The organism is Hydrogenophaga palleronii, assembly GCF_031457455.1.
In the GTDB taxonomy this organism is placed as follows: Bacteria; Pseudomonadota; Gammaproteobacteria; order Burkholderiales; family Burkholderiaceae_C; genus Hydrogenophaga; species Hydrogenophaga palleronii_A.
This window is the reverse complement of record NZ_JAVDWU010000010.1, coordinates 43771-62035: the sequence shown is the minus strand read 5'-3', so window position 1 is coordinate 62035 and position 18265 is coordinate 43771. Positions and strand designations below refer to the sequence as shown.

General features: G+C 64.6%; 14 protein-coding genes. 5 read left to right on the top strand and 9 right to left on the bottom strand.

Annotation, left to right across the window (positions count from 1 at the left end; genetic code table 11):
• Positions 1-6 precede the first annotated feature (6 nt).
• The gene (locus J2W49_RS20285; RefSeq protein WP_310320532.1) at positions 7-1449 is read left to right on the top strand and encodes a phospholipase D-like domain-containing protein; all 1443 of its coding nucleotides are present in this window, start codon (positions 7-9) and stop codon (positions 1447-1449) included.
• A gap of 79 nt (positions 1450-1528) precedes the next feature.
• The gene (locus tag J2W49_RS20280; protein ID WP_310320530.1) at positions 1529-2677 is read left to right on the top strand and encodes a Fic family protein; all 1149 of its coding nucleotides are present in this window, start codon (positions 1529-1531) and stop codon (positions 2675-2677) included.
• 13 nt (positions 2678-2690) lie between these two features.
• On the opposite strand, the gene rd is transcribed toward J2W49_RS20280, so the two are convergent.
• The 4 genes from rd to J2W49_RS20260 form a co-directional block, all read right to left on the bottom strand.
• Positions 2691-3962: a rubredoxin gene (gene rd, locus J2W49_RS20275; protein ID WP_310320529.1), complete on the bottom strand. Its 1272-nt coding sequence runs from the start codon at positions 3960-3962 to the stop codon at positions 2691-2693.
• Positions 3959-5101 carry an acyl-CoA dehydrogenase family protein gene (locus J2W49_RS20270; protein WP_310320528.1) on the bottom strand — a complete coding sequence of 381 codons (1143 nt, stop codon included), beginning with the start codon at positions 5099-5101 and terminating at the stop codon, positions 3959-3961. Before J2W49_RS20270 ends, rd begins: the two co-directional genes overlap by 4 nt.
• Before the next feature lie 97 nt (positions 5102-5198).
• Positions 5199-5768 carry an OsmC family protein gene (locus J2W49_RS20265; protein WP_310320527.1) on the bottom strand — a complete coding sequence of 190 codons (570 nt, stop codon included), beginning with the start codon at positions 5766-5768 and terminating at the stop codon, positions 5199-5201.
• A gap of 44 nt (positions 5769-5812) precedes the next feature.
• The gene (locus J2W49_RS20260; protein ID WP_310320525.1) at positions 5813-6703 is read right to left on the bottom strand and encodes a sulfurtransferase; all 891 of its coding nucleotides are present in this window, start codon (positions 6701-6703) and stop codon (positions 5813-5815) included.
• Between the two features lie 299 nt (positions 6704-7002).
• Here J2W49_RS20260 and J2W49_RS20255 point away from each other — a divergent pair, with 299 nt between their 5' ends.
• Positions 7003-8196: a ParA family protein gene (locus J2W49_RS20255; RefSeq protein WP_310320524.1), complete on the top strand. Its 1194-nt coding sequence runs from the start codon at positions 7003-7005 to the stop codon at positions 8194-8196.
• 40 nt (positions 8197-8236) lie between these two features.
• Positions 8237-9559 (top strand): hypothetical protein, encoded by a 1323-nt coding sequence (locus J2W49_RS20250; RefSeq protein WP_310320522.1) that lies wholly within the window; start codon positions 8237-8239, stop codon positions 9557-9559.
• Positions 9560-9834: 275 nt separating this feature from the next.
• Here J2W49_RS20250 and J2W49_RS20245 read toward each other — a convergent pair whose 3' ends face one another.
• From J2W49_RS20245 to J2W49_RS20235, 3 genes are all read right to left on the bottom strand, one after another.
• The gene (locus J2W49_RS20245) at positions 9835-10359 is read right to left on the bottom strand and encodes a GNAT family N-acetyltransferase (protein ID WP_310320521.1); all 525 of its coding nucleotides are present in this window, start codon (positions 10357-10359) and stop codon (positions 9835-9837) included.
• A 22-nt stretch (positions 10360-10381) separates the two neighbouring features.
• Entirely contained in the window at positions 10382-10600 is a 219-nt protein-coding gene (locus J2W49_RS20240) for a hypothetical protein (RefSeq protein ID WP_310320519.1), read from the bottom strand.
• 127 nt (positions 10601-10727) lie between these two features.
• Complete coding sequence (locus tag J2W49_RS20235) at positions 10728-12332, bottom strand: sigma-54-dependent Fis family transcriptional regulator (RefSeq protein ID WP_310320517.1); 1605 nt, start codon at positions 12330-12332, stop codon at positions 10728-10730.
• 163 nt (positions 12333-12495) lie between these two features.
• Between J2W49_RS20235 and J2W49_RS20230 the strand changes: the two genes are divergently transcribed.
• The gene (locus J2W49_RS20230) at positions 12496-13740 is read left to right on the top strand and encodes a hypothetical protein (protein WP_310320515.1); all 1245 of its coding nucleotides are present in this window, start codon (positions 12496-12498) and stop codon (positions 13738-13740) included.
• Positions 13741-13791: 51 nt separating this feature from the next.
• On the opposite strand, the gene J2W49_RS20225 is transcribed toward J2W49_RS20230, so the two are convergent.
• Positions 13792-14715, bottom strand: coding sequence for a response regulator (locus J2W49_RS20225; protein ID WP_310320513.1), 924 nt, complete (start codon positions 14713-14715; stop codon positions 13792-13794).
• Positions 14699-18124 (bottom strand): hybrid sensor histidine kinase/response regulator, encoded by a 3426-nt coding sequence (locus J2W49_RS20220; RefSeq protein ID WP_310320511.1) that lies wholly within the window; start codon positions 18122-18124, stop codon positions 14699-14701. Before J2W49_RS20220 ends, J2W49_RS20225 begins: the two co-directional genes overlap by 17 nt.
• Positions 18125-18265: the final 141 nt, after the last annotated feature.

Genomic DNA, 18265 nt, shown 5'->3' with positions numbered 1-18265 from the left:
CAGCGCATGAAATTTTCCCCTCCTGTTCGGCGGCGCTGGCCGCGTGTGCTGGCCTGGTCCCTGTTCACGGTGCTGGTGGTCTTGCCGCTGGGGTTCACGCTGGCGTTTCTGGGCATCCAGGAGGCGACCGAGCGGCAGTGGCTGGGCAAGGCGCCGCACCACAAAGCGATCGACGCGCGGCTGAAAGCGCCACACCGCCTGGCCCTGCTGGACGTGGGGCGTGATTCGCTGCAGGCGCGGCTCCAGCTGATCGAGAGTGCGCGCGAGTCCATCGAGCTGGAGTTCTTCATTTACAACATCGACACCGCCAGCCGGCTGGTGACGCAGGCGCTGGCGCGCAAGGCCGCGCAGGGAGTGAAGGTGCGCATTCTGGTGGACTTTGCGCTGCCGGTGTTCCAGCTCGGGCCGCAGGCGGCGCAGGGCCTGGCCGAGGCGGGGATCGAGGTGCGCTACTACAACACGGCCGGCGTGGAGCGCTTCTTTGCCACCCACCACCGCACCCACCGCAAGCTGCTGGTGGTAGACCGCAAGCAGGCAATCCTGGGTGGCCGCAACATCGCCAACGAGTACTTCGATTTGGCGCCGGGCTACAACTTCCTCGACAGCGACATGCTGGTGGATGGCCCCATCGTGGCCTCGATTGCCGACAGTTTCGATCTGTACTGGACGTCGGACTGGGTGACCGCGCCCTCTCCGTTCGCCGGTGAAGCCGCCGCAAGTTTCGCGGGTTTGCTTGATGCGTTGCCGGCCGACGAAGTGACCCGCCTGCACTGGGTGACGCAGGCCAGCTGGCAACCGCGCTGGCACGCCTGCAACGACGTGCACTTCGTCACCGACTATCCGGGCTCCGGCGTGGAGCGGCGCAAGGTGTTCCTGGAGATTGCGCGGCTGGCGCAGGAGGCGCATCAGCGCATTGACGTCGAAAGCCCTTACCTGATCCTGCGTGCCGACGGCATCAACCTGTTGCAGCGGGTGCTGGACCGCGGCGTGCAACTGCGCATTCTCACCAACAGCCTGTATTCCACCGACGCCTTCTACACCGTGGCCAGCCTGGCGCGCGCGCTGGACCGGTTGCAGCAGCCGGGCCTGGAGGTGTGGGCCTACAGCGGCGAACCCTCGGCGCTCGACCCCGCACCGGCTTCACCGCGCTGGGGTGTGCACGCCAAGCGCGCTGTGTTTGACGAGACCATCAGTCTCATTGGCACCTACAACATCGATCCGCGTTCGGCCAACCTGAACTCAGAGCTGATCCTCGTGTGCCGTGACAGCGCTTCGCTGGCTGCCGAGATGCGGCGCGACATCCGCGCGCGCATGGCGCAGGCGCGCCCGGTGGTCGGCACGGCGCAGCCCGGCGGTTATGAGGCGCTGGTCGAAGGGGCTGACAGCGCGGCGGTGCGGCGCATGTGGCTGGTTTCGCCGCTCGCCAACTGGCTTGATTTCCTGATGTGATGAAAGTTTGCTTTAAAAGCCTGTCTTCAAATTAAAGATTGCTTTAATATGTAAAGCCTCATGTCAAGAAAGCTTGCATATGGCACGCACCACAGGCCGCTACGCCACGACCACCACGCTGGGTGAGCCGGTCAAGGCTTTCATCCCCCACGCTTTGCCGCCTTCTGCTCCCCCGTTGGCAGACGAGGTCTGGGTGGAACGCAACCGCGTGGCACAAACCGCCCTGGCCAGGTTGTCTGCCGTGGCGGGGCTGGTGCCTTCAGTGGACTGGCTGCTGTACAGCGCCATCCGCAAGGAGGCTTTGATGACCTCCCAGATCGAAGGCACACAGGCCACGCTCACCGACCTGTTTGACGACGAAGCCGGCCTTGCCGTGAGCAACACCGACGACGTGGAAGAGGTCACCAACTATCTGCAGGCCTTCCGCCTGGTGCAGGACAACCTGCGCGACGCATCAGGCCTGCCCATCAGCGTGCGTTTGCTGTGCGACGCACACCGCTTGCTGCTCAACGGTGTGCGCGGCACCGGCAAGCAGCCGGGCGAATTGCGCCGTTCCCAGAACTGGATCGGTGGCACCCGGCCGGGCAACGCGGTGTTCGTGCCACCCCCGGCCGAACAGGTGCCCGGCCTGCTGGCGGATCTGGAACGGTACATTCACGCGCCAGACGGAGACTTGCCGCCACTGGTCAAGGTGGCGCTGGTGCACGCGCAGTTTGAAACCATTCACCCGTTCCTCGACGGCAACGGCCGCATGGGTCGCCTCCTGATTACGGCCTTGCTGGAGCATTGGGGCTTGTTGCCCGAGCCCCTGATGTACCTGAGCGGCTACCTCAAGCGTCATCAGGCCGAGTACTACCGGCGGCTGTCTGCTATTCGCACAGAAGGTGACTGGGAAACCTGGGTGGGCTTTTTTCTGGAGGGCGTCGAAGTTGCAGCGGCCAAAGCCGAACAGGACGTCGTGGCATTGGCGAGCCTGGTGACCGCTGACCGTCGCCGCCTGCTGCAGCACGCCAAAGCGGGGCCGGCCAGCTACCGGCTGTTTGAGTTGTTGCCTACCATGCCGCGTTTCACGGTGGAGCGGGCCAGGCAGGCCTTGCACACCACGTTTCCCACCGCCAGCGCCGCCATTAAGTTGCTCGAAGAACTGGGCATCGTGACCGAGGCTACTGGGCAAAAAAAGAACCGCACCTTCAGCTACCAGGCCTACATCGATCTGCTCAGCGAGTAGGCAGGCGAAGCCCTCAATGCAGTGTCAACGGATGCGAAGTCGTCTTCACCCGGACCATGGCGGCGCGCACCTCGTAAGGCACCGCTGCAGCACCGCAGATGGCAGCAGCGATCGTGCGCGCCTGGCGGCCAATGGGTTCGATGAAGCGGCTGGTCTGGCCGTTCACGCTGATGCAGTCGCCCAATGCATGGATGCGCGGGTCGCTGGTGGCGAGGTCTTGCGGCTGCACGGCAATGCCCTGGTCCCAGGCCAGGCCAGCACTCTGTGCCAGGCGGGGTGGGGTGGCCAGGCCGGCGGCGGCCACCACCTGATCGGCCGGGAAGCGCTGGCCGCAGGCGGTGGTGATGCGGTAGCGCTCGCCCACGCCCTCCACACTCGCCACCTGCACGTTGCCAATGAAGCGGATGGGCAGGTCCTTCCAGGCATTGAGCAGTTGCGTGCCGGCGCGTTCGGCCTGCCACCGCGCCAGCGGTTCGGGCATCACGTCCAGCAGGGTGATGCGGTGCCCGCCCAGCGCCAGGTCGTTGGCCAGTTCGCTGCCGATCAGGCCGGCGCCCACGATCACCACGTCTTTCGCGGTTTCACCCAGTGCGGCGCGCAGCTTGCGGTAGGCGCCCAGGTGGTTGATGCGCCAGCACATGCTGGCCGGCAGCGTGGGCGGCAGTGCGGCCTGCGCGCCGTGGGCCAGCACCAGGCGCTCAAAGCGCAGTGTGCCGCGGGTGGTGCGCAGGCTGCGCGTGTCGGGGCAGATGCGAACCGCGTCTGTGTGGGCCAGCAGGCGCACGTTCAGGCGCTGCGCGGCCTGGGCACCGGTTTCTTTCACCAGCCGGTCCAGGTCCATGTGGCGTGCCATGGCCACCGACAGCAGCGGCTTGTCGTACACGTCGGCCGCGCAGGCGCTCACCAGGGTGATGGGCAGGGCGGCGTCCAGCGCGCGCAGGGCTTCGGCCATCTGCCAGCCCGCGCGGCCACCGCCAACGATGACCACGCCGGGCGTGCCTCCGCGCACCGCCACCGGGGTTGCGTCGCCCATGCGAGCGCGCAATTCGTCCAAGCTCGGCGCGCTGTAGGGTTCGAAGTCGCTCTTGGTCACGCCGCAGAGCGGGCAGGCCCAGTCTTCAGGGATGTCTTCAAAGCGCGTGCCGGCGGCCAGGCCGCTGTCGGGATCGCCTTCGGCCTCGTCGTAGATGTAGCCGCAGGCGTGGCAGATGTACTGCCTGAATGCAGGTGCCCCCAGGGCTGTGACGACCTGGGCCACCGGCGAGTGTTGAATGGCGGGTGTCATGCCGGCATCTCCTCGGCGCTCAGCCGCGCAATCTCCTTGCGCAGGTGCTTGATGGCCGGCGTGACGATGGCCACGAACTGCGCTTCGCGCACACGGCGCTGCACGGCGCTGCTCATCAGGTAGCCGCGCGCGCCCTGGTGCATGAGGGCCGAATTGGCGGCGCGCAGACACAGCTCGGCGCCGTGGGCGCGGGCGTCGAGCACGTCGATGAAATAGTTGGTCGAGGTGTCGAACGGCGTCTCAGCCAGCTTCATGATGCGGGCCACCAGCGCGTCGAATTCGGCCTGCAGCTCGGCGGGCCGGTCTTCCAGGTACTGGTTCACATGGCCCAGCTGGCCTTCCACCGCCCACATGCTGTCGATCGCGCCCTGGATGATGCCGGCCGCGATGCCGCACTGAAGCAGCACAAAGCCGCCGCGAATGCGCGCGATGTAAGGCTTGGCCGGGTCGGCCACCACGTCGTCAATGCCGACGAACAGGTCTTTGCAATGCACGCTGTAGGTGCCTGTGCCTTCCATGCCAGAGAATTCCGGGCAGGCCTTGAGCGTGACGCCGGGCGCGTCGCAACGCAGCATGAACATCATTTCCTGGCCCGCGCATTGGCCGTCCACCTGCACCGATGCGATGGCGCCAAAGTAGTGGTCAGGCCCCAGGTTGCTGACCCAGGGCAGGGTGCCGTTGACGCGGTAACCACCTTCCACCGGCGTGGCCTTGAGCAGCAGGCTTTCAATCTGCGCAAAGCTCTTCATCGGGTTCGACAGGCCGGTGCCGCCCAGCGTTTCGCCGCGCACGTGGCGTGCCAGCCGCTCACCGGTGAGCGCCGGGTTGCCCGATGCCTGCATGTACAGCCCCGCCACGCACTGGCACCACATCATGAAGCCGGTGGCGCCGCAGACCTTGGCCGCTTCCGCCATCGCAGCGATGGCCAAGCCGTAGTCGCCCGGCGTGCCATCCGTCTGCGGCAGGTGTGCGCTCATGGCGCCGGTGGCGGCCAGCTGTTTCATCACATCCACCGGGTAGGCGCCGCGGTCAATGGCGTAAGCCTGGCTGGCCAGCGGGCCCTGGGCGATCGCGCGCACGGCTTCAATGAGGTTGGCAGGCTGGGCAGCCAGTTCGGGCGGCAGGTCGGCGGGGTTCATGAAAGCTCCAGGATGGGTGGCCCTTGGGCAGGCTCAGGGCGAACGGGAAATCCCACTCCCTCTCCCGCTCGCGGGAGAGGGCCGGGGTGAGGGGCATTCAGACCATCGAGATCTCGAACGGGATCGGGTTGCGGATGCTGTTGGCCACGGGCGAATAGAAGTTCGCGTGCTGCACGATCTCGTCCAGCACCTCGCGCGGCGCATCGCCTTCCACCAGCACCTTCACGCGCACCGCCTGAAAGCCCATCTGCGGCGGCGTCATCTCCAGCGCACCGCCAGCGCCCCAGGCGGCCGGGTTGCCGATGTCGCCTTCCAGAAACACCTCCAGCTTGCTCAGCTTCACACCCTTCCAAGTGGCCACGGCCGTCACGCCCACGGCAATGCAGCCGCCCAGGCCGCTGAGCACGATCTCGCCGGGCGCTGGTGCCGTGTCTTCGCCAAACAAGTGCAGCGGCTCGTCCACCACCACCACGTGCTTCTCGCCCACGTGCGACAGCGAGCGGTACTGGCCCTCCATCACGGTGTGGACCTTGTTGGTGCCGCGCCGCGCAGGGTTGGCCTTGCCGCCAGCGGCAAAGTCGGCCAGGCCCTTGGCGTCGATGGGGCGCAAGTAGGCCTTGACGGTGGTCACAGGTGCGGTGGGTTCGAGTGTGTCGGTGGAAGACATGAAGATTCCTGAAAGTGAAATAGAGGGTTTGAAAAGAAAACGGGTCAGGCCGCCAGCGCCAGGCTGGCGGGTTTACTGGCCGGGGCGAATGGCAGGCCGGTCTCGATGGGCAGGCTGTCGTCGCGCGACCATTCGTTCCACGAACCGAAGTACATGCGCACGTCGCTGAAGCCAGCCTGCTTCAGCGCCAGGAAGGTGTTGGACGCGCGCGCGCCCTTGAAGCAATAGAGGTACACCGTGTCGTCCGGCGTTATGCCGGCGGTGGCGCATTCGGCCTTCACCTCGTCCGGCGTCTTGAACACCGGGCCCTGGGCCGAAGGCTTCATGAAGCGGTACCACTCCACCCACTTCGCGCCCGGTAACCGGCCCTTGCGCGGCGCGAAGTCCTTGCCGTAGGGCGAAGAGCTGTCGCCGATCCACTCGTCCACATCGCGCACGTCCAGCAACACGGTGCTGGTGCCCAGCGCGGCCTGCACATCAGCCTGGGTGAGCATCACGTCTGCCATGGGCAGCTCAGGGAAAGTGGCGGGTGTGGGCGTGGCTGCTTCGGTCGACACCGGCAGGCCAGCGGCCTTCCAGGCGCTGAAGCCGCCGTTGAGCACCTTGATCTTGGGGTAGCCCAGCCAGGTGAGCAGGTAATAGCCGCGGCACGACTGGCCGTAGCCGCTGTTCATCGAGTCTTCATAGAACACGGCCGTCTCTTTGCCAGACAGACCGGCATCGCCCAACGCTTTCGCAAACGTGGCCTTGAGTTCCTGCAGACCTTCGGGTGTGGAAGTGGCCAGAAACGTGAACACCTCGCGCAGGTTCACTGCGCCGGGGATGTGGCCAGCGGCAAAGGTGTCGGCGTCGCGCGTGTCGATGATCACCACCGGTTCGGTGGCTTGCAGCGTGGCGAGTTGATCGGGTGCGATCAGGGTGGCGTCGATGCTCATGGAAACCTCTCGAAAAGGGCAAAAGGCAGGATGGCCTAAGTGCTCTTTTGCAACGGTTGTGCCAGGGCTGCGGGCGCGTTGACAGATGCTCGTAATCTATTGATTCTTAAAGATTTATGTGGAATTTCGTAGGTGAGACGCCGGGATGTGGGCTCCGGCTGTTTGACATTGAGTTAGCACAATGTCGACAAATTAATGGGCGACTTGCGTTGAAGGCGCACGGGGGCTGGTGGTTGACGAGTGGCGCTTGCTTTCGGCCCGAGTGTGGCCCCAGCAGTCTTGGCTTCGCGCCTTTACCAATGATTTTCATCACTCACATCACCTGCATCACCTGCATCACCTGCATCACCTGCATCACCTGCATCACCTGCATCACCTGCTTTACATGTAGTCCTGCATCGTGTACGATTCCGCGCAATTTGTTGCAAAGGAGCTATGTGGACGAACTTACTTACATCTTGGATCGGCATGCCGCCGTTCTTGACGGCGGCACCTTTCCGAAACCCGAGAAGGAGTTTTCCCGGTACGCGGTGTCGATTTTTCGGGGCGGCATCGGCAAAACCACTTTGGCCTTCAACTTGGCCTACGAGTTGTCGCGAAACGATTCACTTCTTGTGGCTGATGTCTGCCCCCAGCGCAACTTGTCCGAGCTTCTTCTTGGTGAAGATCTCCACGTCACGGGCCCGGACATCTACGACGCCCTTATTCCCTACGTCGCAGCCGGAATGGATCATGTAGCTGCGGGCGACCTCGGCATGCGGATTTCTCAGAGCTGCCATGCATTCCGAGGCGGCAAGAAAAGCTACGCGATCAAGGGTTCCAATTCCTTGTTCTTGTTCGCATCCAGTCTGTATGGTGGCCTCAACCAGCTTTCGGTTATGGACCCCGTAAAGCGCTCCCAGGCGATGAGCCGAATCCTCATGGGCCTTCGTGATCTGCTTCGCCAGGAAGCTAAGGCACTTGGGGCGTCGAAGACGCTCATCGATACCAGTCCGTTCTTCGGTGGAGCGACTCACCTCGCATGGATGGCAGCGGAGGCCCTTGTTGTGCCTATTCGAGTCGATCAAAGCTCCCTTGAGGCGTTTGACCTCACGTTGCGGATGCTCGAGGACGAGTCGATGGACTTCCTGCGCTACGCCAAGGATGCGGGTATGGCGCAAGCGGCACCGAAGATTCATGTGATCGCCATGACTCACTGCGGATGGAGCCGCACTAAGGCCAACACACCTGATCATTCCACCCAGGCTTTCGTGCAGCAGGTTATTAACAAGATCAAGACCAAGGAGCATCTTTTCAGCTCAAGCAACCCGCTCGACAGCATCGTGCTGCTCGACGACTTCCACTCTGCAGGCCGCATCTCTGGGAACACCAGGGCGCCGCTGGCCACACTGGACGTGGGGCGCTTCGTGACAATTGAAGGCAAGCGCCTCCAAGTTAATGAATCGCTGACCCGCTACCAGAACGAGCTGAAGTTCCTCGCAAGTCTGCTGTGACCACCACGCCAACCTACCGGCCCTTCGCCAGGAACATGCAATGCAGAGCTTAGCTGCCTACTCCCTCGAAGCCACCGTCGCGGACTCGAGCAAGCGACATCTGAGGATCGACGAGCTGATTGACGGTTGGTTGACGCGAAAGGGGGTGGAAGATCCTCGAGCCTCGGACGGCGACTTCACGTCCAAGACGGGAGACGGAACTGGTCAGTTCTCTCGTCGCTATACAGCTTCGTCTGTGGGTGCTACCGAAGAGGTTGAGCTTCTTGAGACGGCGGACACGGGCGCCGTGTTCACGACGACGTTGGAAGTGACTGTCAAGGACGGCAACGTCACCGTGTTCGCGTCCATGGGCGCTACGCCGGGGAAATCGGCGGTGGCTCCTATCAAGGTGTACCCGAGATGCCCAGGCGTAATTCGGTCCTTGATTGAAGAGTTCAGCGACTGGACTTTCGCTGGACAAGAGCTACCGGTTGGCCGTGCCTTTGATGCAACTAACCCTGCCGCTACGTACCAACTCTGCGGTGCCTTGCGCTCTGAGCAGCGACGCCTGCCCCTGATAGTTGTGTCTATTGATCCGGATGAACAGGTGTGGTCGGAGCTACCGGCCAAAGCCGCCGACCAACTCATTGGACTCGCTGATGTGGCCTTCGTGGACGCTGAGTCATCATGGATTTTGACGGACGAGCTCGGCCCGCGCGATTCATGCTTTCTTGGTTCGGTTCGGCTTTACTGGCCAGTGCGCCGTCTCGATGGCTCGCATGAAGGTGTCACTTGGACGGCCCCGCGCCTGATGTCCTTCGGCGAGGGCGATGCTGGTCTGAATAGGTTCTTGGCACTTCTGCGGCGCACGGTGATGTCCACAGCTGCGCTGACCATGCTGCAACCGAGCTGCTTCAGGGAGGTGCAGCGCGCTGCCGCCAAAGAAAAGCTGGATTCCGTTAGTGGGCCTCAACGAAATGAGGAGTTGCTTGCCCGGAACGAACGGTTGATTGCTGACTTGGACGAAGCACAACGGACTATTGACAGACTGCAATGGAAGTTAAATGCCAGCGCGTACGCGCAGCGCGGCCTTGCGGACGATATAGCAGAAGGTGAGCCCCAGGAGTCAGTCGACAGCGAAGAACGTGCCATCCCGCCCATGTCGGGTGAAACGCGCTACTACAAAAAGATTGGGAGTGGGGGAGGCGTTGACTCTCTCGTCAAAACCAAAAAATGCAACCACAAGTCCTCAAACTGGACATCGGCATTCAAGGGCGATCAGGCCGAGAAAGGTCTACTCAAGCTCGAAGGCAGAAATGACTGGAAGAGCCTCGCGCACTGTAGCGCTTGCACTGGAGGGGGGCGCTGGCGCGTCAACTGGTAGATATACGTTTCAGGTCGGCAGGTCGAGTCGACGGGATCAGGTCTTGCCTTTTGCCACTCCTCCCCGCAATCTGCAGCGATGGCAAGACTGCTTCCCATTGAGTTCCCCGACGCGGTCTATCACGGTCCACTCCATAGTGGTACCGCACGTGCGCCAGCGGAAGCGCGCCGCGTTCTACCGTGCAAAGATGCGATGTTCGCCGTTGATGAGCCGGCGCCGGCAACGTGAGAGTGCGTTCAAGAGCCGGCCTGGCATTCGCACACTGTTGCGCCGGGTCAATCCTTCTGCTGGACGAACCCTTCGAGCAAGTTGCAATGCATATGAACCTTGGCCAGCAGCTTCCCCTCCACCAGGATGGCACGAGGCTCGGTGCCGAACTCGGCAAAGCCGGCCTCCCGATACAGCCGGATGGCCGATTCGTTCCCTTCGGTGACGGTGAGGCCCAGGTCGGTCAGTCCGATGGCTTTTGCATGAAGCATCAGCGCCCGCAACAATTCGCGCCCCAAGCGGCAACCCGCCGCTTCCCGTGCAACGTACATCGCCACCACCGTGCCTCTGTGCCGCTGCTTGGCGCGCGAAGAGCATTCGAGGCCGACCATGCCACACAGGGCACCGCCTTCGTCAAACGCACCCCAGAAAGTCACACCTGCTGAGGCCAGTCGTTGGCGCGACTCTTCGGGCGGGCGCCGGCTCGCATCTTCCCAATCGGATGTGAACGCTTCAGGGTGTTCACGCAGCGCGCGCAAGCGCAGTTCGCGGTAGGTGGGTGCGTCATCGGGCGTCAGCTGTCGAATGTGCATCTCGGGGCTTCCAAGCCATCCCTCAGCTGCAAACCATGTCGCCGCCATCCAACGCCGGCGGCCGCATCAGGTCCTCGTCAATCCCCATCACCGCACTGGCCCGCTCCACCGCGCGCCACAGCAACGGCGGCATCTTCAAAATTTCATCGGGCGATTCAGCCTGCGCAATCCAGGTGCTGATTTGCTGGTGCTCGTCGGGGCTCAGCAAGGCCAGGTGCAGCATCTCGTCAATGGTTTTCATGTGGGCCTCGCGTTGTTGGTGTCTGTGTGTACAAATGCGGCCTCGCTGCCGCTGTTCAAGGGATTGGAGCAGATGCTGTCACACATCGCACCCCGTGACCCTGCGCGTGGCCTCACTCCCCGACGCCTCACCGCAGCCCTGCCTTGCGCAACCTATACCCAAACTGCCGCAGCGTGAGACCCAGGCTTTGCGCCGCCCGCGACTGGTTGCCCTGGTGGCGGGTCAGCGCGTCCTGCAGCGTTTGTGCGTCGTGCGAGCGGGCGCTCTGGTAGTCTCGCACCAGGCCACCACCAGCGGCAGCCAGGGCCGGCGGGATCGGGGCTGATGCGGGCGCCGGGGGGCTGCGGTCCAGTGCGGTGGGCATGAAGCGCTCCAGCGCCGCGGCCGTCACCAGCGTGTGGTCGGCCAGCAGCACCAGGCGTTCGATCAGGTTGCCCAGTTCGCGGATGTTGCCGGGCCAGTCGTGCGCTTCCAGCCGCGCCAATGCGTCGGGCGCCAGGTGCACGTTGCGCTGGTGGGCCTGGTTGGCGCGGCTGATGAAGTGCAGGGCCAGGGCGCGCACGTCGTCGCGGCGTTCACGCAGGCTGGGCAGGCGAATGGGGATCACGTTGAGGCGGTAATACAGGTCTTGCCGGAAGGCGCCTGCCTGCACCTCGCGCGCCAGGTCGCGGTTGGTGGCCGCGACCAGCCGCACGTCGATGCGGATCTCGCGCGTGCCGCCCAGGCGCACCAGCGTGCCTTCCTGCAGCGTGCGCAGCAGCTTGCTCTGCATGGCCAACGGCAGCTCGCCGATCTCGTCCAGGAAGATGGTGCCGCTGTTGGCCTGCTCAAACCAGCCGGCGCGCGCCGTGCTGGCGCCGGTGAAGGCGCCGCGTTCGTAGCCGAACAATTCGCTCTCGAACAGCGTGTCTGGAATGGCCGAGCAGTTGACCTTGATGAATGGCTGGTCGCGCCGGCCGCTGGCCAGGTGCACCGCGCGGGCAAACAGCTCTTTGCCGGTGCCGGACTCGCCCAGCAGCAGCACCGTGGCCTGCGACTGCGACACCCGCTCCAGCTCGCCCAGTGCCCGCAGCAGCGCGGGCGAGCGGCCGATCAACCCGTAGCGCGCGCTGCCCACGTCGAGTGCGCGCTCCAGTGCTTCGTTGCGCGCAGCCAGCTGGCGGCGCTCTTCGGCCACCAGCTGTTCGAGCTGCAGCAGCTGCCCGGCCAGCGTGGCCAGAATGCGCAGCACGGCCAGGTCGTCGTTCAGGTGGCGCTGGCGGCTGCGGATGCGGTGGCAGGCCAGCACGCCCACGGTGGCGCCGTTGACCTCGATAGGCAGCGCGATGAAGGCGACCGTCTGTGGCGGCAGCTGGGCGCGCGCCACGGTGCGAAACAGGAACAGCGGCTCGGCGTCCACGTCTTGCACGATGGCGGGCAGCCCGCTGGCCAGCACGCGGCCGGTGATGCCCTCGCCCCAGCGGAACACGCCGCGCGCCGTTTCTTCGGCGGTGAGGCCGTAGGCATGGCGGACGGATGCGGTGTGTTCCGCGCCCGGCACCGCGTCGTCGGCCAGCACCATGCGCCCCCGGTTCAGGCCCAGCAGCTCGCTCATCAGGTGCAGCATCTCGCGAAACACGGCGGCCGGCGCCAGGCTGCGGCCCACGAGCTTCATCACCTCGCGCATCAGCAGCAGTTCCTGGGCGTGCCAGTCGGTGGCGGGTGAAAGGGAATCGGTGATGGGCTGGGGCATGCGAGGCAGGGAGGATGACCACCTCAAGCAATTTGCACACCAAGGGGTGAAATCTGCACCCGCTTGTAACCGACAAAAGGCGGTTTCCAGCGGCTCTGTGCCATGGGGTTTTGAGTGCTATTTACCTATGATGGCTTTTTTTAAACGAATGCCTATGAACGCCATGGATCTGTCTCTTGAAGATGACGAGGACCGGTACGAGCTCAGGATCACGGCAGATGACGTGCGGGAGGCCCTGCTGCTGGATGCCCGCCGTTTCATGCAGCTGGGGCTGGTGGGTGAGGTGGTGTTCTGGCTGGCCCTGATCGTCGTCGCGGTGGGCGGGCCGGTGGGCCTTCTGGCCATGGGGGCGTACGCAGGCGCCGCGGTCGCCATTGCCTGGGGCGTCATCCAGGTGGGCAAGGCTTCCGACATGCGCCCGGCCCAGCAGGGCTTGTTCCTGTTGCTGGCGCTGGCTCCGATCGTGCGGCTGATTCCGGTGGCCGCCTTCATCGGCCGCAGTTCGTCCGTGCTCAGCGCCGAAGCGGCGCGTCAGCGGGCACAGACCAGAGAGGCGCAACGCGCCGAAAAGTCGCGTTCACGATCAAAACCTGAGACGGCGAAGAGAAAAAAACCGGCGGACGAGGTGGAGGTGTTCGATGGGCTGGAAGGGGTGCATCGCGTCGATACCCTGGCCGCCGCTCGCACCCAGCCGGTGGCGCCTGCCAATTCTCCTGCCACACCAGCGGCCAGTGCCGTGCAATGGCCAGCCAACGACGTGGTCCGTCAGCAGGCGCTGGCGCGGCTGTCCACCGCGCTGCCCCGCATTCGTCTGATCGACACCGAAGGCCTTGCCGACGGCATGTTGATGCCCCCCGAGCTGGTCATGCGCGACCTGAACATTCCCCTGGACGGGGACCCGAGCCTGCTTGACCTGCCCGTGACCCGCGCGACCAAAGGCGCGTTTGGGGTGCAGTACATGGTGGAAGACGGCAAGCGTTTCAACACCGTGTTGGCCTCGGACCTGGCAGACGCCGGACTCACGGTGGATGCGCTGCACCGCTTGGCGCTGGTGAATCTGCGCCGTTTGGTGAAAGGGGAACTGAGGCTCAAAAGGGCCAACTCGAAGGACGCGGGCTACCGCGCCATGCGCATCAAGCTCGACGGGTCCCACGAGAGCAGTGTGCTGCTGCTGGACGACCTGTGGGACAAGACGCTGAAGAAGCACACGCCCAACGGCGTGGTGGCGGTCATGCCCTCGCGCGATGTCTGCACCTTCATCGATCTTTCGGCCCTGACCAAGGGTGGGCTGGCCGATCTGCGCGAGGCCATGCTGTATGCCAAGCGCCTGAACGGTGAAGCCGTCAACGCCATCCTGCACCGCCAGGGCCGGCACTGGGCGCTGGCCGGCGAGTTGGATGGGGTGTAGTCGCTTCAGGCCAGGCAGCTCCTGGGCGTGCCAGTTGGCGGCAGGGGGGCGTCAAATCATTGGAAGGAGTTGCCCCGCGATCGCCGCCGCCGCCGACCGGGTTTCCACGCCCAGCTTCTCAAACACATGCTCCAGGTGCTTGTTCACCGTGCGGTGGCTCATGCCCAGGATGTCCGCGATGTCGCGGTTGGTCTTGCCCTTGGCCAGCCACGACAGCACCTCAGTCTCGCGCGGGGTCAGCGCCACCTGGCGCAGGCGGTGCGCGGCCGGGCTGTCTGAAGGCGTGAGCGTGAGCAGCAACATGGATTCGCCCAAGGTGCCCGGCCCCAGGTTGCGCGCCAGCAGCCTTCCCTGGCGCCCCAGGTCGTGCATGGCCTCATTGCTGCGCAGCGCCTGATTGAGCCAGGCCGTCGCCTGTGAGCTTGTGTCCGTGTCGGTCCCGAAGGCCATGCCCATCCAGGCCAAAGCCTGTGGGGAGCTCCACGCCACGCGGCCTTGCGCGTCGAGCACCACGGTGCCCATGCCGGCCACATCCACCGCCGCCTGCGCCAGCCGCGCGACCCGGGCATTGCGCACGTGGGTGGCCAGCCTCGCCATCACCTCCGGTATGCGCAGGGGCTTGACCACATAGTCGACACCGCCGCTGGCAAAGCCGCGCAAGATCTGATCGCTTTCCGACAAGCCGGTCATGAAGACGATGGGCACATGGGACCAGACCGGGTTCTGCTTGATGCGCCGGCACAGGGCGAAGCCGTCCATGCCGGGCATTACCGCGTCCAGCAGCACGCCGTCGGGCACCGTGACCTCGAATCGGGCCAGCGCTTCCTGTGCATCGCGTGCCGCCAGCACCAGATAGCCCTCGCCAATCAGGGCATCGCCCAGCATGCGCAGGGTGTCCACCGCGTCGTCCACGACCAGAATCACCAGCGGTGTGGAGGGCGTGTCGGGTGTCGAAAGTTCAGGTGTCGGGTTCATCGTCGGTCAGCTCCACGGTATCGCGCAGGTGTTCGAGCAGGGCCTGGAAATCAAAACGGTCTGCGCAGGACTGCAGCAGTGCCAGCGTGGCCGCGTGGGCCGGCTCGGTGCCCTGGGCCTGCCACAGGCGCTGGCGCAGGGCGGCGGCCTGGCCCTGGCGCGCCAGGCGCTGCAGTTCCTCGCGCAAGTCTTCCGGCAGCGGCAGGCCGCTCACCCGCTGGCGCAGGATGCTTGCGGGAACGCCGGCGGGCGCCTGTTCCGTCACCCATTTCAGCGCCAGGGCGTGCTGCAGCGCGTCGAGCAACTCGGACTCCATCATGGGTTTGGCCACGAAGCCTTGGTAGTCGAGCTGGCTCAACTCATCGGGCCGGTTGTCCATCAGGTTGGCAGAGACAAACACAATGGGCAGGCGGGAGCCCGGCATCAGCCGGCGCACGGCCTCGGCGGTCTGCCAGCCATCCAGGCCGTCCATGGTGAGGTCCAGCAGCAGCAGGTCGGGCGGTTGCTGTTCAATGATTTCCAGGCATTCCTGGCCGCTGGCGGCTTCACGCACCAGAAAGCCCAATGGCACCAGAATGCTGGCCAGCAGTTGCCGGTGCAGGGGCTGGTCGTCCACCACCAGCAGCGTGCGGCGCTCGCCCAGGTAGCCGGTCACGGCGCGCAGTGTGGAGGGGATCGGCAGCGGGTGCTTCGGGTCAGACGGAATGGCTGGCAGGTACAGCCGCAGCGAGAAGGTGCTGCCGTGCCCTGGCCGGCTCTTGAGCAACAGTTCGCCGCCCATCATGTCGGTGAGCAGGTGGGTGATGGTCAGGCCCAGGCCGGTACCGGTGTCTAGCGCGCGCCGCCCCGCGCTGCCGCGTTCGAAGGGCAGGAAGATGCGCTTCTGGTCTTGCGCGGCAATGCCGATGCCGGTGTCGATCACATCGATGCGGGCCACCTGCTGCCGGAAGTCCAGCCTCAGCGTGACCTCGCCTTCGTCTGTGAAGCGCACCGCATTGCTCAGCAGGTTGATCAGGATCTGGCGCAGGCGTTTGGGGTCTGCACGCACCCAGGCCGGCAACTCGCCTTCTTGCTGAACGATGAAGCGCAGGCCCTTGGCTTCGGCCTGCGGCCGGACCATGCGCTCCACGTCTTCCAGCAACTGGGCCAATGGCAGCGGCACCGGGTCGAGCTTGAGGCGGCCGGCCTCGATGCGCGCCAGGTCCAGCGACCCGTCGATGAGGGTGTGCATGTGTTGCCCGCTGCGCTGCATGGTGGCAATGGTTTCGCGCACCCAGGTCGAGATGTCGTTGTTCTTCAGAAGGATCTGCGCATAGCCCAGGATGCTGGTCAGCGGCGTGCGCAGTTCGTGCGTCATGCCGGCCACGTAGCGGGTCTTGGCCTGACTGGCGGTTTCGGCCCGGTCGCGCGCCGACTGCAGTTCGGCGTCGGTGCGCTTGTGGGCGTTGATCTCCTGCATAAGCAATTGCGTCTGCCGCTCGGACTCGTCCTGCGCCATGCGGCGGCTGTCGGTGGTGAGCACCACCCACCACGAACACACCGCCGCGAACGGCACCAGAAAGGCATAGATTTTCAGGAAGGGCAGGTACAGCAGTTCAGACGGCGTGTGCAGGCTTTCCTGCACATAGACCATGCCGATCAAAAATCCCATGATCGCGCTGATGGACAACCACACCGCCAGAAACTGGCCGGCCCGGAAATTCACGCGAACCGCCACGCCACTGGGCAGCACGGCGGCAATCAGCGCTCGCAACTGGTCGATGGCACGTGAGTCGGTCTTGCAGCGGTCATGGCAACGCGATTCCAGCGAACAGCACAGCGAACAGATGGGGGCGCGGTAAGCCGGGCAGCCGGCCATGTCCTCGCTCTCGAACTGGTTCTCGCACACGGAGCAGCGCACCACCTCGCCGGGCCTCCACTCCTGGGTCGGTGTGCGCGCCAGGTAGTACCGGCCCTGGGTGGCCCACGCGATCAGCGGCGACAGCACCAGCGCCAGGCCCAGCGCAATGAAGGGCGAGAACGCGGCCGCCACTTCACCCATCACACCCGCATAAGCCAGGCTGGCCACCAGCGCCGCAATGATCATCGAGCCCATGCCCACCGGGTTGAAGTCGTAGAGGTAGGCACGCCGGAACTCGATGCCTTTGGGACTCAGGCCCAGTGGCTTGTTGATGATCAGGTCGGCCACCAGCGCGCCCACCCAGGCAATGGCCACGTTGCTGTACACACCCAGCACCTTCTCGATGCCGGCGAACACGCCCAGCAGCATGAGCAGTGTGGCGATGGCCACGTTGAACACCAGCCACACCACGCGGCCCGGGTGGCTGTGTGTCACGCGGGCGAAGAAGTTGGACCAGGCCAGCGAACCCGCGTAGGCGTTGGTCACGTTGATCTTGATCTGAGAAATGATCACGAAGACCACCGTCATGGCCACTGCCAGGCCCGGATGGCCCACCGCCTCGGTGAAGCCGGCCATGAACATCTGCGTGGGCTCGGCGGTGCGCTCAGGACTCACTTCAAACTGCATGGCGGCAAAAGCGAGGAAGGCGCCGCCGGCCATCTTGAGCATGCCCATGACGATCCAGCCCGGCCCGGTGACCAGCACCGCGGCCCACCAGCGCCAGCGGTTCTCGCGCTTGCGCTCGGGCATGAAGCGCAAGAAGTCCACCTGCTCGCCGATCTGCACCACCAGCGAGAAGATCACGGCCGCGGCTGCGCCGAACATCAGCGGCTGAAAGCCGTTGCTGCCCGATCGGATGCCGGTGAGGCTGGTGAAGTCGCGGTAGAGCTGGGGCTGAGAGAGCGCGATCCACACGAAGGGCAGCAACAGCAGGAACAGCCACAACGGCTGCGTCCAGGCCTGCAATTTTGAAATGAGCGTGATGCCGCGAATGACGAGCGGGATGATGACCACCGCCGAGATCAGGTAGCACCACGCCAGTGGCCAGTCAGTGGCCATCTGCAGCGCCAGCGCCATGATCACCGCCTCGATGGCGAAGAAGATGAAGGTGAACACCGCGTAGATCAGCGAGGTGATGGTCGAGCCCAGGTAACCGAAGCCCGCGCCCCGGGTGAGCAGGTCCATGTCGAGCCCGTAGCGGGCGGCGTAGTAGGCGATCGGCAGGCCGGTGAAAAAGATGATCAAGCCCACCACCAGGATCGCCCACATGGCGTTGCCAAAGCCGTAGTTGACGGCGATGGCGCCGCCAATGGCCTCCAGCGCCAGGAACGAGAGCGAACCGAACGCCGTGTTGGCCACCCGCCATTCGCTCCATTTGCGAAAGCTGCGCGGCGTGTAGCGCAGCGCGTAGTCCTCCATGGTTTCGTCGGCCACCCACGAGTTGTATTCCCGGCGGAACCGGAAGATTTTCTGCGTGGCAACGGGCGCTGCGGGCTCTGGCGAGGTCATGCACACACGCTAGCAAGAACCGGCCCTACCGCCCAGACGGTGCACCTACGTTATTTGACGTATGGGCGGGCTTCGGTGCTTTCCCTAGTCTTCACACCAGTCGGCACACCGCCGGTTTCATTGTCCCAACCGTCCCAGGAG

Coding starts and splice junctions, on each gene's coding strand:
- J2W49_RS20250 (WP_310320522.1), top strand. CDS start 8,237: ATGCAGAGCTTAGCTGCCTACTCCCTCGAAGCCACCGTCGCGGACTCG.
- J2W49_RS20225 (WP_310320513.1), bottom strand. CDS start 14,715: ATGAACCCGACACCTGAACTTTCGACACCCGACACGCCCTCCACACCG.
- J2W49_RS20265 (WP_310320527.1), bottom strand. CDS start 5,768: ATGTCTTCCACCGACACACTCGAACCCACCGCACCTGTGACCACCGTC.
- J2W49_RS20220 (WP_310320511.1), bottom strand. CDS start 18,124: ATGACCTCGCCAGAGCCCGCAGCGCCCGTTGCCACGCAGAAAATCTTC.
- J2W49_RS20245 (WP_310320521.1), bottom strand. CDS start 10,359: ATGCACATTCGACAGCTGACGCCCGATGACGCACCCACCTACCGCGAA.
- J2W49_RS20260 (WP_310320525.1), bottom strand. CDS start 6,703: ATGAGCATCGACGCCACCCTGATCGCACCCGATCAACTCGCCACGCTG.
- J2W49_RS20240 (WP_310320519.1), bottom strand. CDS start 10,600: ATGAAAACCATTGACGAGATGCTGCACCTGGCCTTGCTGAGCCCCGAC.
- J2W49_RS20235 (WP_310320517.1), bottom strand. CDS start 12,332: ATGCCCCAGCCCATCACCGATTCCCTTTCACCCGCCACCGACTGGCAC.
- J2W49_RS20230 (WP_310320515.1), top strand. CDS start 12,496: ATGGATCTGTCTCTTGAAGATGACGAGGACCGGTACGAGCTCAGGATC.
- J2W49_RS20270 (WP_310320528.1), bottom strand. CDS start 5,101: ATGAACCCCGCCGACCTGCCGCCCGAACTGGCTGCCCAGCCTGCCAAC.
- J2W49_RS20280 (WP_310320530.1), top strand. CDS start 1,529: ATGGCACGCACCACAGGCCGCTACGCCACGACCACCACGCTGGGTGAG.
- rd (WP_310320529.1), bottom strand. CDS start 3,962: ATGACACCCGCCATTCAACACTCGCCGGTGGCCCAGGTCGTCACAGCC.
- J2W49_RS20285 (WP_310320532.1), top strand. CDS start 7: ATGAAATTTTCCCCTCCTGTTCGGCGGCGCTGGCCGCGTGTGCTGGCC.
- J2W49_RS20255 (WP_310320524.1), top strand. CDS start 7,003: ATGATTTTCATCACTCACATCACCTGCATCACCTGCATCACCTGCATC.